The organism is Catellatospora coxensis, assembly GCF_016862635.1.
GTDB lineage: Bacteria > Actinomycetota > Actinomycetes > Mycobacteriales > Micromonosporaceae > Catellatospora > Catellatospora coxensis.
The window spans coordinates 265133-281757 of sequence record NZ_BONI01000001.1 but is presented as its reverse complement, the minus strand read 5'-3'; the positions used below and the strand labels follow the sequence as shown (position 1 = coordinate 281757).

5 protein-coding genes and 1 pseudogene are annotated in these 16625 nt (G+C 70.9%); 2 read left to right on the top strand and 4 right to left on the bottom strand.

Annotated features, from left to right (window positions below):
• Positions 1 to 91: 91 nt before the first annotated feature.
• Both Cco03nite_RS01240 and Cco03nite_RS01235 read right to left on the bottom strand, forming a co-directional pair.
• Positions 92 to 664 carry a hypothetical protein gene (locus tag Cco03nite_RS01240; protein WP_203687995.1) on the bottom strand — a complete coding sequence of 191 codons (573 nt, stop codon included), beginning with the start codon at positions 662 to 664 and terminating at the stop codon, positions 92 to 94.
• The gene (locus Cco03nite_RS01235; RefSeq protein WP_203687994.1) at positions 661 to 10704 is read right to left on the bottom strand and encodes a toxin glutamine deamidase domain-containing protein; all 10044 of its coding nucleotides are present in this window, start codon (positions 10702 to 10704) and stop codon (positions 661 to 663) included. Before Cco03nite_RS01235 ends, Cco03nite_RS01240 begins: the two co-directional genes overlap by 4 nt.
• Before the next feature lie 190 nt (positions 10705 to 10894).
• Here Cco03nite_RS01235 and Cco03nite_RS01230 point away from each other — a divergent pair, with 190 nt between their 5' ends.
• Both Cco03nite_RS01230 and Cco03nite_RS01225 read left to right on the top strand, forming a co-directional pair.
• Positions 10895 to 11326, top strand: a complete 432-nt coding sequence (locus Cco03nite_RS01230; RefSeq protein WP_203687993.1) for a YbaB/EbfC family nucleoid-associated protein — start codon at positions 10895 to 10897, stop codon at positions 11324 to 11326.
• Positions 11316 to 11699, top strand: coding sequence for a hypothetical protein (locus tag Cco03nite_RS01225; RefSeq protein ID WP_203687992.1), 384 nt, complete (start codon positions 11316 to 11318; stop codon positions 11697 to 11699). Before Cco03nite_RS01230 ends, Cco03nite_RS01225 begins: the two co-directional genes overlap by 11 nt.
• A 153-nt stretch (positions 11700 to 11852) precedes the next feature.
• On the opposite strand, the gene dnaE is transcribed toward Cco03nite_RS01225, so the two are convergent.
• Entirely contained in the window at positions 11853 to 15389 is a 3537-nt protein-coding gene (gene dnaE / locus Cco03nite_RS01220) for a DNA polymerase III subunit alpha (RefSeq protein WP_203687991.1), read from the bottom strand.
• Between the two features lie 90 nt (positions 15390 to 15479).
• Positions 15480 to 16418 (bottom strand): annotated as a pseudogene (locus Cco03nite_RS01215) (MinD/ParA family ATP-binding protein); the annotation flags it as partial.
• Positions 16419 to 16625 lie beyond the last annotated feature (207 nt).

Here is a 16625-nt window from a genome sequence, read left to right as displayed (position 1 = left end):
ATCGCCGTCGGGGCGCGCCGCGGTCCGGGCAGCGGGCGGCACCTCCGGCAGCCGAGCAGCGGTTGCCGGATCGTGAGCCGCTGCCACACCATCAGCCGTCGCGGCGCTGTACACCGGCCTGGTAAGCACGTGCCTGCTCCGCCCGCCGGGCCAGCCATGCCTCGTCCAGTGCGTCCAGCGCAGCTGGGCTCACATCGTCCAGCGGCGTGCGGCCGACGTACTTCTCCCAGGTGCCCTGGGGGATGCCCACGGCCGAACCGATATACACCCGCCCCGCCTCCCAGTCAAAGGGCCCACCACGTTCGTACACCATCAGGAGTGGTTCGAACGGGTCTGGCAGCCCGTCGGGCCAATTCTCCAGCACGCTGAAGTCCAGCATGTAGCGGACGATGGTCGCGTCCAGCGGCCGCGCGCCGCCCTCACCCATGCGCCGTCGCACCGCCGCGGCCGTCTGCTCGTCGATCCGCGCCGCGGGGTCGACGAAGGAGGCGATGTCGAAGAAGGGCCAGTGCTCGGTCCGGCCCAGCGCCTGCGCCCACAGCGCAGACCGGCGCAGGTACTCCTGCATCAGCCTGACCCGTGACCCGTTGCGGTCCATGCTCTCGTCCCAGTCGACGGCGTCGAGCCGCTCGATCAGGCGCTCGGTGCTCGCCTCCACCTTCATCCCCGGCTCCTCAAGATCTCAAGCACGGCACTGACCACTGCTTCAAGATTGTCCACGCTCAGCGGGTCCCCTGTCTCCGGGGGCAGCACCGACATGTCCAGCGGCACCAATCCCATGCCGCGGTACTGGATGAACTGGTTCAGCGGGTTGTGTCGCGGCGCCAGGAAGTGCGCTGCATAGATGCCGTCGGCGGTGCCCTCCATCCATCCGCCGTCCTCCTCGTCGGGACTCCAGCAGCGCGGGTCGGCCGAGTTGAACGGCACACCTTCCTCGAGCAGGCGGGACTCCACGTATTCGTGGGCGAGCAGCAGCGCAAAACCCCGCACCTCGATGTCGTCCGGAAAGGTGCCTTCATAGGCCTTCAGCCATGGTCCGGAATTGTGGTGGTAGGCCGGAAACCAGACCCCGTGCTCGACCTGGCCCGGCCCGACCGCGACATCGTGCACGTCGACGAACAGGTTCCGCCAGGCCCGCTCGATGATCTCCGGCGGATGTCCGGTGTAGTCGGCCACCCGCTCGACGACATCAGTCCATGCACGGATCTTCGCATAGGCCTCCGGTGCGCCCGCCTGTGACAATTCACCCGCGTGCCGGATCCCGGCGTCCGACGGCTGAGCCGCTGACGCCGCGCCCGGATCGGGTAGTGCGCCCGCGGGTTCCTGGCCTTGTGGCCCATCCTGCTGCGCCAGGCTCGGAGCCGGCTGCTTGTCCAGGCTGGGACCAGGCTGGTGAACCGGCTCGGGGCCGGGCTCCGGGTCGGGTTGCGGCTGTTGTTGCTGCTGGGCCAGTTCGGCCTTCCCCCACGAGGTCTGGGCGAGGCTGGACATGGGCTCCGGGTCGCCGTTCGCGTCCAGCATCATCGCGTACATGCCGACGACGTTGGCGTTGTTCGACGGGTCGCCGGTGTGCCCGTACATCGACACGTTCTCGGCGATCTGGCGGGTCTGCGGGTCCAGGAACAGGATGGTCCCGTCCTGGTTGACCGCGAGCCAGGCGTGCGAGGTGCCGGCCTGCCACTCGGTGACGATGAACATCGCCGCGCCGTGGCCCGCCTCCTGCAGCTCGTGCGTGATCGCCGCGAAGCCCCAGTCGGACCACTGCTGGGCCTGGGTGGCCGGGCTCTGCGACATGTTCGGGAACACGGTCTGCCAGGCGCCGCCGACGGCCGCGGCGACGCGCGCCATGCCGCCCACCTCGCCGCCCGTGACCGCGTTGACATCGGTTCCGGCGTACCCGTCGAAGGTCCGCGGCGCGGAGACCTGCGGGCGGCCCCGCCAGGTCCGCCACGCGGAGATCATGCAGTCGACGCAGTTGATGCCGCGGGACGGGTCCAGCTCCGGCCCGCCGTCGTTGGCCAGGCCGAACCAGGTGCCCACCCGCGGGTCCGGGTTCATCTGCAGGAAACCGCCGGGGGTACGCGGCAGCGCGGCGATCAGGTCGTCCTGGTGCTGCTGCAACGGCGGGCGCAGGCCGCCCCGGTACAGGTAGGGCCGGCCGTCGGCGGCGGGCACGTCGACCAGCAGGTCGCCGTCGTCGGTGTTGACCGCGACCCACTCCGCGTCGGTGCCGACGGTCGTCGTCTGGTTGGCCGTATACGTGCCGTTGTAGGCCGCCTTGGAGGCCTTGCCCCACTCGTTGGCCCACTGCTGGTGCCGGTCGGCCCACTCCTGGCACAGTTTCGCCTGCTCGGCGTCGGGCTGCTGCTCGGAGTAGAACGTCGCCCACGACCGGTACTTGTGCATCTCGGCGAGGTGCTTGGCCGCTTCGGCCGCGAGCGCGTCCGCCTCCTGCTGCCGCCGCTGCAGCTCCAGCGACATGCGCCGGGTCTGCAGACCGGCCCGGTAGGGCCACTGCGGGTGGTTCGGGTCGGCCGGGTCCATGCCGACCGGGCCGGGCGGCGTGCTGCCCGGCATCGGCGGAGTGTCGGTGGCGTCCGGGGTCGCCGGATCGGGGTCGCCGGCTAGGGCTGCGTCTCCTGGGCGCGGCGACGGTGCGACTCCGCGAAGATCTCCTCGATCTGCGTCTCGCTCGGCAGCGGGCCGGTCCCCTGCGAGATCGCCAGCGCGATCCGCTCGGCCGCCGTCCGGTCCACCGGGCGACGCCGGTCGTCCCAGCTCAGACTGTTCATGATCTCCGAGACCGCGTCCGGGCGATACCGCCAGCCCCCCGCTCGGTGGTCGTACATCAGCGCCTCCCGGGTCCCCGGGCCCTTGACGATCAGACCCGTCGGTTCCTGGTCCGGGTGGTACTCGATGTCCCTCACGTAGAGCGCGAAGTAGTGCAGCATCCTCTTCCCTCAGGTTGGGGGCCACCTTGGGGGTGACCGCGAAGTCGTCCGGGGCGAGGTCGAACTCGGCGATCAGGTCGGCGGGGGTCCGGCCCTCCTGCGCCAGCTGGGCACGCAGCTCGTCCAGCACCTCCGGCTGCTCGGAGAGGAACTTGGCCAGGCCGTTGTCCTTGGCCCCGTCACCACCCATGCCCGCCGGGATCGCGTCCATGATACCGGCGCGCCGGTTGGCCTCGATCATCGACAGCAGGGCGCGCAGCCGCTGCTCGGCCGGCAGGCTGTCGTCGCGCAGCACCTCGTAGTCGTGGTGCGTCTGCTGCCACAACTCGAACGACAGCTGCGTCGGGAACTGCACCTCGAAGTAGGTGCCGTCCTCGGCCCGGAACGTCGCGTTCGTGCCGAAGAACCGGTTGCCCGGCCGCCAGAAGTCCTTCGGCGGCCCGTCCAGCTCGTAGCCCCGGTCCGCCATCTGCCGGACCAGCGCGTCGAACGCCGGGCGGTACGCGTCGCCGTCGGGCATGACGACCGAGAAGCGCACCGCGTCGTTGATCGTCGCGGCGAAGTGCTCGTGCCCGTGCGCCTGCCCTTCCAGCAGGTACTTGCGCTGCAGCGACTCCCGGCTCTTGAACCGGGTCTCGTCGGTGTCGGCGAGCAGGTGCAGGTCGTCGCCCGAGTGCTCGGGCGAGCCGTTGACGGCCGCCATCGCGGTCTGGATGTCGGCCATGATCTCGGCCGAACGCTGCCGGGAGGTCTCGTAGACCTCGTCGAGCATGGCGAACTCTTCGGCCGTCAGGTCCTGAGTCGTGGGCTCCGGCTCGAAGACCGCGCCCATCGGCTCCGGCGGCGGACCGGCCGGGTCAGGCGGTCCGGCGGGGTCGGCTAGTCCAGCGTCCCCGCTGCGCGGCGACGGTGGGACTCCCGGAACACCTCGAGGATCTCCTCCTCGCTCGGCAGCGGGTCGGTCCCGTTCGTGATCGCCATCGCGATCTGTTCCGCCTCCGGCCGGTCGATCGGCCTGCGCCGGTAGTCGTACGTGTCCCGGCCCAGGATGAACCCCGCCGTCTCCGGGTCGTACCGCCAGCTCTGGGCCCGGTGATCCCAGATCAGATACTCCAGGTACCCCTCGCCCGCGATGATCAGGCCCACTGCCTCCTGGTCCGGGAAGTCCTCGATGTCCTTCCGGTAGATGGCTTTGTAGTGCAACATTCTGGGCCTCCAGCCGGGCGGCGACCTCGGGAGTGATCGGGAAGTCGTCAGGGGTCAGGTCGTATTCGGCGATCACGTCACCGGGGGTGCGGCCCTCGGCAGCCAGCTGCCGTTCGAAGGCGGCCCAGACTTCGGAGTTGTCCGCGATCCACTTGGCCAGGCTCGCGTCCTTGGGCCTGCGGTCCGCGACGCCCGGCGGGATCTCGTCGATCATACCGGCGGCACGGTTCACCTCCAGCATGCGCAGCAGCGCACGGACCCGCTGCTCAGGCGTGGCCTTGACGTTGCGCATCGTCTCGTACTCGACGTGCGTGGCGTGCCACACCTGATACGACCGCTCCGTCGGGAACTGCACCTCGAACAGGGTGCCGTCGGGCGCCCGGAACGTGGTGTTCATACCGTAGAAGCGGTTGCCGGCGTTCCAGAAGTTGTTGACCTTTCCTTCCAGCTCGTAGTCGGCCGCCGCCAGCTGCGCGAGCACCGCGTCGAGCGCGGGAAGGTAGCCGGGGCCGTCCGGCAACTGGATGGAGAAGCGCACCGAGTCGTTGACGCTGGCCGCGTACTGGTCCGGCCCACCCTGCCGCTCTTCGGCGAGGTACTTGCGCTCCAGCGACTCCCGGCTCTTGGCCTTGTGGTCGGTGTCGCGCAGCGGCAGCGAACCCTCGGGCAGCCCGAGTGCCGTCTCCGCCGCTGCGGTGAACCGCTGCAGGTCGCCGAGGATGCGCTCGGACGCCTCCAGCGCGCGCTCGTAGACGTCGTCGAGCATCGCGTGCTCTTCGCCGTCCGGGCCGTCCGACGGCGGCGGCGCGAAGAAGCGGCCCATCGGGTCCGGCGGCGGTCCCGCCGGAGGCTGTGCCGGTGGCGTGGCGGTGCCCGGGTCGGTGTCACCGTCGCGCTGAGCGGGCACCGTGGACGAGCCGGGGTCGGCCGGCCGCTGCGCCGCGTCGGGCGAGGCCGAGTCGGCCTGCGCGTCCGTGGCCAGTTCAGGCGACGCCGCTGTGTCGGAGGACGGGGTCAGTCGTCGTCCTGCGGCGGGGCTCCCTTCCACTGGAAGATCCAGAGAATCGTCTCCTCGTCGGGGAGCGCCTCCTTCCCCTCCGTGATCTGCAGGGTCAGCTCCTCGGCCTGCTCCCTGCTGATCTCCTCCGAGCGGTCCACGTACTCGTGGTGATCCAGCAGGTACGCCACCTTCCCCGGATCGTAGATCCAGGCGTTCTTGCGACGGCTCCACAGCATCGCGTTCTCCCCGCCCTGGGTCACGAAGATCCCGCTCGCCGGGGGTTTCGACTTGTCCGTCGCGTAAAACGCGTAGTAGCTCACCATCGACCTGCTCCGGTCCATTTGCGGCTTCTGGGGTGACGAACACATCGGAAGGAGCCGGGTCCGAGGGGACCTCGGGTGAGGCCTGGTCGGTCAGTCGTCGTCCTGCGGCGGGGCTCCCTTCCACTGGAAGATCCAGAGAATCGTCTCCTCGTCGGGGAGCGCTTCCTTCCCCTTGGTGATCTGCAGGGTCAGCTCCTCGGCCTGTTCCCTGCTGATCTCCTCCGAGCGGTCCACGTAGTCGTGGTGATCCATCACGTACGCCACCGTCGTCGGGTCGTACACCCACGCCTTCTGCCGGTGGTCCCACAGCATCGCGTCCACCCCGCCGTGAGTCACGATGATCCCCCTCGCCGGAGGTTTCGACTTGTCCACCGCGTAAAGCGCGTAGTAGCTCACCATCGATCCGCTCCAGTTTCTCCGCGACTTCCGGTGTGATCGGCACGTCGTCCGGGTCGATGCCGAACTCGGCGAGGATGTCGCCGAAGCCCGCGAAGGACTCCTGCTGATCATCCAACCATGCCCGGTACTGCTGCCAAATCTTTGCGTTCTTCGTGATCCAGACCGCCAGATTGGTGGACTTGGCGCCGACCGGGGCCGACTCCGGCGGCGGTCCCACGATCGTGTCGATGCCCGGAGGCACATCGTTGACGCCCAGCTCCTCGTTGAGCGCGAGCATGGACAACAACGCATGCACACGCCGCGCCGGCAACTCGGCGTTCTGCCGTTCACCGTTCTCGTCCAGGCTGCCCTCCCGACGCAGCACCTCGTACGCGTCGTGGGTGAGAATCCAGGCACGTTCGGAGTTCTCAGTCGGGAACTGCACCTCGAAGAGCTGCCCGGTCGGGCTGGTGAAGGTGACGTTGAGGCCCAGGAAGCGGTTGCCGGACGCGAAAAAGTTCTTGATGTCGGTGAGCTGGTAGCCCTGCGCCTCCAGGCCACTGCGCACCGCGTCGAAGGCTGGCCGGTAGCCCTCACCTTCCGGTAGGCGGACCATGAAACGCACCGCGTCGTTGGCCCGTTCAGGGAATCCTTCAACACCGAAGAACCGGCCCTCGACCAGGTACTTGCGGACCAGTGAGGCGAGCTCTTTGACCCGGTGGTCGATGCCGGGCATCTGTAGGATGCCGTCCGTGTCCGGGCTGAGGTTGTAGGCCGAGACGAGCTGGGCGATGTCGTCGCGGATCCCGTCGGCGTTCGCCACCGCCGCCTCGTGCAGGCCGGTGAGCATCTCGCGCTCGTCCAGCTCCAGGTCATCGACGACCACGTCCGGCTCCGGCGGCTTGCCGATGGTCACCGGAACCGTGTCCGCGCCGTACAGCCGGCCGGGCAGCAGGCTGCGCTGCTCCGCCGCACGGAACAGCGCAGCCTCGCCGAACGTCGCCGGCACCGTGCCCCGGGGGTGCACGACCTCGCCCCGGTCGCCGCCGACGACCAGCCGACCGTCGACCATCCGGATATCGGTCTGCAGCGGCCGCCGGTACTTCGTGCGGTCCGGGTCCTCACCATCGGGCAGACTGGTCAGCGGCTCGTCCGGGCGGTGCACGCAGACCGGCACGGTGTCGAGTCCGGCCAGGTTGGCCGCCCGCATCCGGCGGTTGTCCATGCTGGACATCGAGCCGTCGCCCCAGGCGATGACATGTGCCGGGCCGCCCTGCCAGCCGGTCTCCGCCATCCGCGCGGTGAACTGGTCCATGGTCAGGTCACCGCTGTTCGGGCTCACCGAACGCTGGGTGAAGCGCACGTCCTGCGTGGAGACGACCGCAGTCTGCGGCAGCATCGCCTCCAGGCGGACCCGGTCGGCGTCGCTGAGCACGGACGGGTCCGGGTAGCCGAGATCGTCGAGGGTCGCCTCGCCGACGCGGATGCCGTGTTCGGCGAGTTCGGCGTCGGTGAGCGGGCGCTGCATGTCCGCGTCGAGCTGGGTCGCGTGCACCCCGGCCGGGGCAGCCGCCGGATCGGGCTGACCCTGGTACTGCGACCAGGCCCCGGTCGGCGCGCCGTCGATCACGGACTGCTCGCCGTCCGGCCCGATCACCATGGCGTCCATCTGGATGATGCCGCTGGTGTAGGGCGGGGTGGTGGTCGGCGTGCCGGGCGGCTGCTGCGGGTCGGCGTACATGATGACGCCGCCGTCGTTGAAGACCGGCCAGGTGTGCGCGGTGCCGTCGGACGAGTGGTGGATGATCACGGCCATCGCGCCCGGTCCGGCCTGGCGCAGCTGGTCGGCCAGGCGGGCGTACGACGCGTCGACGGTCTGCCGGGCGGCCTGGCGGTCCAGGCCGCGGGTGTCCGGGCACAGTTGCTGCAGGCGCCCGCCGAAGAAGTCCTCGATGCGGTGCGGCCCGCGCGGCTCCGGGCCGGCCGGCTGGTCCGGGTTGCCGCTGGCAAAACCGTCGAGGGTACGCGCGGCGGCGCAGCGCGGCCGCCCGTGCAGCCACGTGTCGGCGACCGAGAGCAGCACGTCGACGCAGTTCACCGCGCGGGTCGGGTCGGCCTGCGGGCCGCCGTCGTTGGCGTAGCGCAGCCAGCCCGAGCGCAGCGGCGGGAACTGCAGCGGGCGGCCGTCCTCGTCACGCGGGACGGCGTTCTCCAGGTCGAGCTGGTGCTGGGTGAGCACCGGCCGGTAGCCGCCGCGCTGATCGTAGCGGCGGGTCGCGTCGACCGACGGCGGCTGGTCGGTGCCGGTCAGCGCCGACACGTCGTCGGTGGTGACGCCGCCGCGGGTGAAGTCCGCTCCGTCGTGGCGGTTCAGCGCGTCCCAGGCCGCCGCGGCGAGCGCCCCGGGGCGGCCCATCGAGGCCAGGATCTCGCGCCGCTGCGCGCGCAGCCCGCCGTGGTACGCGTCGCTCCAGCGCCGCGCCTCGGCCCGGCTGCGCTCGCCGTCCCGCCGCCCGTCGGCGGCCGGGGGCCTGGTGTCGCTGTCCGGGCCGGGACCGCGGTTGTCCGCGCCCGGCACGACGGCGACCGCGGGCGTCGCCGGGTCGGGCTGCTGGGCCGGGGCGGGCTGCGGGCGGGCCGGGTCGCCTGGCGGCTGCTGGGCGGGGGCCGTCTGCGGGCTCGTCGAAGAGCTGGGCGACGTGGTCTGACCTTGCTGGTGTGGCGGGTTCTGCGCCGTCGCGGGGTGCTGCGCCGTTGCGGGGTTCTGTGTGGCGGGGTTCTGCGGGCCCGTGGTCGACGGCGTCGTGCCCTGCGGGTTGGTGGCGGTCGTCTGGCTCGCGGGACCGGTCTGCGTGCTGGTGCTCGCCTGCGCCGTGGGTCCTGTCTGCGTGGACGGCGTCTGCGTCGTGGTGTTCGTCTGCGCGGACGGCCCGGTCTGGGACGAAGGTGTCTGCGCAGTCGTGTTCGTCTGCGCCGACGGCGCGGCCGTGGAGGCGCTCGCCTGCGTCGCGGATGTCGTGACGGACGTGTTGGCCTGCGCCGACGGTGTGGTCGTCGAGGCATTGGCCTGCACGGACGGGCCGGTCTGCGACGGTGTGCCGGTCTGCGCGGCCAGCCCGGCCTGCGTCGGGCCGGTCGCCGTCACGCCTGCCGCGGGCCGCGCACCGGAGGCCGGGTTCGTACCGGTCGAACCGGAGGTGTTCGACCCGGAGCCGGTGCCGGAACCCGAGGTTCCCGTGCCGGAAGTTCCCGAGCCTGAGGTGGTGCCCGAGCCCGAGGCGGTGCCCGAGCCCGAGGTGGCCGTGGACCCGGACGGGCCGCCTGACCCCGTGCCGCCGCCCGACGGGCTCGTGCCCGCCGTCGCGGTGCCGCCGGCGGAGCCCGTGCCCGACAGTCCACCGGACCCGGTGGAGACCGACCCCGATGCGGAGGTCGACGCCGAGACGGAAGGGGCGGCCGAGGTGCCGGCCAGGCCCGACGCCGGGCTCGCCACCGCGGGCGCGGCGGGGGCCGCGGTGGAGGGCGCGGCCATGGCCTGCGGAGCGGTGGCGACCGCCGGGGCTATCACGGTGTTGGCCTGGGCGGGAACGTTCGCGACCGGCGGCGGTGCGGCGGGTGCGGCCGGGGCTGCGGTCGCCTCCGGCGGGGCCACGCCGGCGAGGCCGCCGGAGCCGCTACCCGAGCCGCCCCCGTGCGAGCCGCCAGAACCACCACCGGAACCACCGCCGGAGCCCGCGGTCCCGCCCTGGGGGCCACCGCCGCCGCCCGAACCGCCGCCGCCCGCGGCCGCGGTGGCCGCCGCGGCGGTGGTGATGTTCGTGCTCGGGTCGCCGTCGAAGCTCGTCCCGGCGAGGTTGCTGACGATGTTGGTCGTCATGTTGTTGAGCTCGCCGGTCAGGTGGCTGGTGACGCTGGAGCGCGCGCCCGAGGTCGCCGCCATGCCCAGGTTGCCCGCGTCCGGCAGCTGCCCGGTGGCGAGCGAGCCGCCGATGTCGCCGAGCACCTCGCCGCGTACGCCGTGGGAGACCTTGCTGACGAAGCCGCCGTTGTGGCCGCCGGCGAGGGTGCTGGCCGCGCCGCCGGCGAAGCCCGCCCAGCCGGCCATGGCGAGATCGCCCAGGTCGAGGCCGTCGCGGCGGCCGGTCGCGGTCTGGTACGTCTGGATGGCGCCCTGGGTGAGCAGCTCCTCCTTCATCTCGTCCAGGCCCTCTTTGCCGGCCTTGATCGCCCACTTGCCGAGCTTCTTGCCGAAGTCCTTGCCGAGGTCCTTGAGCTTGTCCTTGAGGGCGCGCTTGATGCCGCGCTCGATCAGCGACTTGAGCAGCCGCTTGAGGATCTCCTTGATGGCGAAGCGGGTCGCCATGCAGGCCGGGCCGGCGGCGGCGGTGGACGCGCCGAAGGTGAAGAACGCGGCGACGGCCAGCGCGATCAGCTCGATCAGCAGCAGGCCGAGCTCGATGTAGTACTCCAGCTTGGCGCCCTGGATGTCGCAGCCGCCGCCTTCGAGCATCTCGCCGAGCGCGCCCGCGACGTAGGCGGCCGCCTGCAGGGCCGACTTCTCGTCGCCGCTGCCGATCTGGCCCCAGGCCTCCTTGATCGCGGCGGCGACCTTGCCCTCGGCCCCGCCGAACGCGGCGACCGCGTCCAGGGCCGCCCGCTCGGACTCGGTCAGCGGGTCGGCGAGGTCACCGGCTACCGCGTACCAGTCGTCGGCTAGGTCCCAGGTGGCCTGCTCGTCGCCTTCGGGCCAGTCCATGCCGATGACCCAGTCGAGGCATTCCTTCATCCACCCCGGTGCGTCGAAGTAGGACAGCGGATGCGGAATCGGCGACGGCAACCACGACATCCGCACCCTCCCCAGAGTTCGGCTCTCCCGCACGGTCCGGTCCGTGCTCGGAGCACGGGACATCCGGTGGCGCGCAGGCGCTCTGGGTAAGTTACTCGATCCGGACAAGAGCGCGCCAACCCGGTTGCGGCGAGGGGTGCAGATCCGGGCTAGAGTCGGCGTCACCGGCCGTACCAGGGGAGGAGCCGCCGTGGCACAACGCTCCGATCGCGACGCCAACTGGGCGCTGCGGGAACGCTTCGCGCAGGTGCACGACCAGTACACCCGGCTGCGCAACGGCATGGGTGACCTGCAGACCAAGCTCAAGGCCTACCGGGCGACCGAGAAGTCGCGCGACGGCCTGATCAAGGTGTCGGTCGACGCCCGCGGCCGGCTGGTGAAGCTGGAGCTGGAGCCCGCCGCGCTGCGGTCCTACAGTGCCGCGGGGCTCGCCGAGGAGATCACCAAGACGGTCGCGAAGGCGGCCGACGCCGCGGGCGCGGGGGTGTCGAGCCTGATGGCCGAGGTGATGCCGGCGGACTCCGGGGCGGTGACGTTCCTGCGCACCAACGACATGAACGACCTGCTCAAGCGGCACGACGACATCATGGACTACCGTCCGGAGCCGCGCGATGAGCGATGAGATCCCGATCCGCCCGATGGCCTGGCCCAGCGGCGACGGCACGCATCTCGACCTCGACCTGGCCCGCGACGCGGGCAGCCGGATGACGGCGGCCGGCAAGGACGTGACGGCGCTGCGCAACGGCACCGGGGCGAGCATCGAGTCGGCCGGGCAGGCCAGGCCGTGGGGCATGGACGACGTCGGCAAGGCCCTGGACAAGGGCTACTCGGAGATCGCGCCGAACATCCTGAACCTGTGGCGGCAGGTCGGCACGGCCCTGGAGTCGATGGGCGGCAACATCACCCAGGCCGCCACCGTCACCACCGACACCGATGTCGCCGCGTCCAAGCGCACCGAGAAGGCCGGCAACCACCACCCCGACATCCCGGTCTGACCGCACGGCCGGCCCGCAGGCTCTGGCGCGATGATCGCTGTCTCCGGTCAGAAGCTCGGGTCGGACCTGACTTCCTGACCGAGAACAGCGATCATGGCCGAAGCGCGCCGCGCCCTGGGCAGCGCACCCGGGCGCGCGCAGGGTCCGCCTAGGTCAGCCCGCCAGCGCGGACGGGCCGAGCAGGGCCTTGAGGTCGGCCATCAGCGCCGGGACCGGGGCAACCCGCATCGGGCCGAGGCGGTAGGTCGACGACTTCGAGCCGTTGGTGAGGCGTACGTGCACCTCGGCCTTGCCGGGGTGGGTCGACAGCACCTCGCGCAGGCGCTCGACCAGCGGCGGGGTGCACCGGTTGGCGGGCAGCGCGACCACCACCGGCCGGGCGTTGTCGTCGGTGACGCTGGTGTCCGGGATGGACATGTCCATCGCCATCAGCTTGGCCTGGTCGTCGCGGCGGTCCGCGCGGCCCTTGACCACGACGATGGCGTCCTCGGCGATGTACTGCCCGACCAGGTCGTAGGTGTTCGGGAAGAACAGCACCTCGACCGCGCCGTCCAGGTCCTCCAGGGTCGCCGAGGCCCAGGCCTTGCCCTGCTTGGTGATGCGCCGCTGGACACCGGAGAGGATGCCGGCCAGGGTGACGATCTGCCCGTCGGCGACGGCGCCCTCCTCGTTCAGCGCCGCGATCGACATGTCGGCGGCCTTGCTCAGCACGTGCTGCAGGCCGAACAGCGGGTGGTCGGAGACGTACAGGCCGAGCATCTCGCGCTCGAAGACGAGCAGGTCGGTCTTGTCCCACTCGCCCGGCGGGATGGGCGGCGTGACGATCATGCCCGCACCGGACGAGTCGGTGTCGGCGAACGCCGAGCCGAACAGGTCGAACTGGCCGATGGCCTCGTTCTTCTTGACGCTCATGAACGAGTCGATGGCGTCGGCGTGCACCGACAGCAGGCCCTTGCGGGGGTGCTCCATCGAGTCGAACGCGCCCGCCTTGATCAGCGACTCGACGGTGCGCTTGTTGCAGGCGACCGCGTCGACCTTGCGCAGGAAGTCGTAGAAGTCGGTGAACGCGCCCTGCTCCTTGCGGCCGCGCACGATCGCCTCGACGACGTTGCCGCCGACGTTGCGCACCGCGCCCAGGCCGAACCGGATCTCGTCGCCGACCGGCGTGAACCGGGCGGTGGAGGCGTTGACGTCCGGCGGCAGCACCTTGATGCCCATGCGCCGGCACTCGGCCAGGTAGACCGCGGACTTGTCCTTGTCGTCGCCGACGGAGGTGAGCAGCGCCGCCATGTACTCGGCCGGGTAGTTGGCCTTCAGGTAGGCCGTCCAGAAGGAGACCAGGCCGTAGCCGGCGGTGTGCGCCTTGTTGAAGGCGTAGTCGGAGAACGGGACCAGGATGTCCCACAGCGTCTTGATCGCCGCGTCGGAGTAGCCGTTCTCCTTCATGCCGCCGGAGAAGGGCACGTACTCCTTGTCGAGGATCTCCTTCTTCTTCTTGCCCATGGCGCGGCGCAGCAGGTCGGCCTGGCCGAGCGTGTAGCCCGCCAGCTTCTGCGCGATGGCCATGACCTGCTCCTGATACACGATCAGGCCGTAGGTGTCGCCGAGGATCTGCTCCAGCGGCTCGGCCAGCTCCGGGTGGATCGGCACCACCGGCTTGCGGCCGTTCTTGCGGTCGGCGTAGTCGTTGTGGGCGTTCGCGCCCATCGGGCCGGGGCGGTAGAGCGCCAGCACGGCCGAGATGTCCTCGAAGCCGTCGGGGACCATCGAGCGCAGCAGCGCGCGCATCGGGCCGCCGTCGAGCTGGAACACGCCCAGGGTGTCGCCGCGGGCCAGCAGCTCGTAGGTGGGCTTGTCCGCCAGCGGCAGCTCTTCGAGCACGACGTCGATGCCGCGGTTGGACTTGATGCCCTCCAGGCAGTCGTCCATCACGGTGAGGTTGCGCAGGCCGAGGAAGTCCATCTTGAGCAGGCCGATGGACTCGCAGGCGCCCATGTCCCACTGCGTGATGATGGCGCCGTCCTGCTCGCGCTTCTGGATCGGCAGCACGTCCATCAGCGGCTCGCCGGACAGGATCACGCCGGCCGCGTGCACGCCCCACTGGCGCTTGAGGCCCTCGATGCCCTTGGCGGTGTCGACGACCTTCTTGGTGTCCGGGTCGGTGTCGTACAGCGCCCGGAACTCCTGCGCCTCCTGGTAGCGCGGGTGGTTGCTGTCGAAGATGCCCGACAGCGGGATGTCCTTGCCCATCACCGCGGGCGGCATCGCCTTGGTGATCTTGTCACCGACCGCGAACGGGTAGCCGAGCACCCGGGCCGCGTCCTTGATCGCGGCCTTGGCCTTGATCGTGCCGTACGTGATGATCTGCGCGACGCGCTCCTCGCCCCAGCGCTGGGTCGCGTAGCGGATCATGTCGCCGCGCCGGCGCTCGTCGAAGTCCATGTCGATATCGGGCATGGAGACGCGGTCGGGGTTCAGGAAGCGCTCGAACAGCAGGCCGTGCGACATCGGGTCCAGCTCGGTGATGCGCAGCGCGTACGCGATCAGCGCACCGGCCGCCGAACCACGGCCCGGTCCCACCCGGATGCCCTCCTTGCGCGCGTACTCGCACAGGTCGGCGGTGACCAGGAAGTAGCCCGGGAAGCCCATCTTGCAGATGACGTCGAGCTCGTAGTCGGCCTGGCGCAGCCGGTCCTCGGGGACCCCGTTCGGGAAGCGGTCGCGCAGGCCGCGGTGCACCTCGGCGCGCAGCCACGACTCCTCGGTGTAGCCCTCCGGCACCGGGAACGACGGCATCAGGTTGCGGTGCGCGAACACCGTCTTGTAGTCGCCGATCCGCTCGGCGATCTCCAGCGTGTTGTCACACGCCCCCGGCACCAGGTCGTCCCACTGGCGGCGCATCTCCTCGGCCGACTTGAGGTAGAAGTCGCGGGCGTCGAACTTGAAGCGCTTCGGGTCGGCCATCGTCGAGCCGGACTGCACGCACAGCAGCACCTCGTGCGCGTCGGCGTCCTGCGCGTACGTGTAGTGCAGGTCGTTGGTGACCAGCGGCTTGAGGTTCATGTGCTTGCGCAGCCGGTCCAGCCCCTCGCGGGCGGCCTTCTCGATGCTGATGCCGTGGTCCATCAGCTCCAGGTAGAAGTTCTCCTTGCCGAAGATGTCCTGGAACTCGCCCGCCGCCGCCACAGCCTTGTCGAAGTCGCCGATGCGCAGCCAGGTCTGGATCTCACCCGACGGGCAGCCGGTCGTCGCGATGACGCCCTTGCCGTACGCGTGCAGCAGCTCGCGGTCGGCGCGGGGCTTGTAGAAGAAGCCCTCCAGGCTCGCCCTGGACTGCATCCGGAACAGGTTCCGCAGGCCGTCGGCGTCTGCCGCCAGCATCGTCATGTGGGTGTACGCGCCACCGCCGGAGACGTCGTTCTCCCCGCCGTCGGCCCAGCGCACCCGCGAGCGCTCCTGCCGGGGCGTGTTCGGGGTGACGTAGGACTCGACGCCGATGATCGGCTTGATGCCGGCGGCGGTGGCCTGCTTGTAGAAGTCGTACGCCCCGAACATGTTGCCGTGGTCGGTCATCGCCAGGGCGGGCATCTCCAGGCGGTTGGCCTCCTTGAAGAGCTCCTTCAACCGGGCCGCGCCGTCGAGCATCGAATACTCCGTGTGCACGTGAAGATGCACAAAAGAGTCGCCCACGGCGTACCCACCCCCAGCTTGTAGACGGTACCGCTCAGCCTAGTCCTGCGCTCCGACGCGTTCCACCCGCCGCTCCCGGGGTGCCCGGCGTCACCGGGCGAAGGGTTCGATCATCGCCGATGCCGCGTTCAGCCAGGCCCGCTTCGTGGTCTGCTGGAGCGCGCCGTACTCGATCGACGAGCCGGTCTCCAGGGCCGGGTCGAACGGCACCACGACCACCGCGCGGGTGCGCGTGGCGAAGTGCTTGCGCAGGTCCTCCATCAGCGGCGAGGTGCCCGGGGTGGCGCAGGACAGCAGCGTCACCGCGTTCTCGGCGAGCTTGCCCAGGCCGATCTCGTGCAGCAGGTCGATCATCCAGTCGGCGGTGAACGCGGCGTCCTCGCGCGGCACCGTCGTGATGACGAGCTGGTCCGCGGCGCGGATCACGGTCTGCCAGTTGGCGCTCTCCACGTTGTTGCCGGTGTCCACGCAGACGACGTCGTGGGTGCGGCACAGCAGCTCCAGCACCCGGCGCACGGTGTGCTGGTCCAGCCGCTGGGCGAAGCGCGGGTTCTCCTCGCCGGCCAGCACGTCGTACGACCCGTCGGAGGCGTGCCGCAGGTAGTCGTCGAGCCGGTCCTTCAGCTCGCCGATCGGCGCGTTCTCGATCTCCAGCAGGTCGGCGAGCAGGTGCCGGATGGTGCGCGCGTGCCGGGCGCTGCCGGCCCGCAGCCCGAGCGTGCCGCGCAGCTCGTTGTCGTCCCAGGCCAGCACGCCGCGCCCGCGCACGCTGCCGATGGTCGCCGCGGCGAGCACGGTGGCGGTGGTCTTGTGCACCCCGCCCTTGGGGTTGGCGAACGCCAGCACCTTGGGCCCGCCCAGTTCACGGCGCAGCACCGAGACGGCGTGGTCGACGTCGCCGGCCGGAGCCGCGGGACGCCAGTCGATCCGCCCGGCCGGCGCGCCGTACGCGGGCCCGCTCGGCGTGGCGGTGGCCGGTCCGGCCGGGTACGGCTCAGCCGGGGCGGGGTCGCGCGGCGGTGCGGCGCGGGCCCGGTCGAGCAGCACCCGCCAGCGTGAGGTCGCCTCGGCGGGCGTCAGCTCGCCGGGTCGGCCCCAAGCCGTGGGGCCGTCGCCCCGCTGGCCGTTGCGCTCCACGGTGTGCGCCCTCCCCGCCCTGCCATAGTGATCAATGATCAACGCGGTGCAAGGCTACGCACCCCGACACCGGCTTGACCACCCTATGTGTTCAGGCAC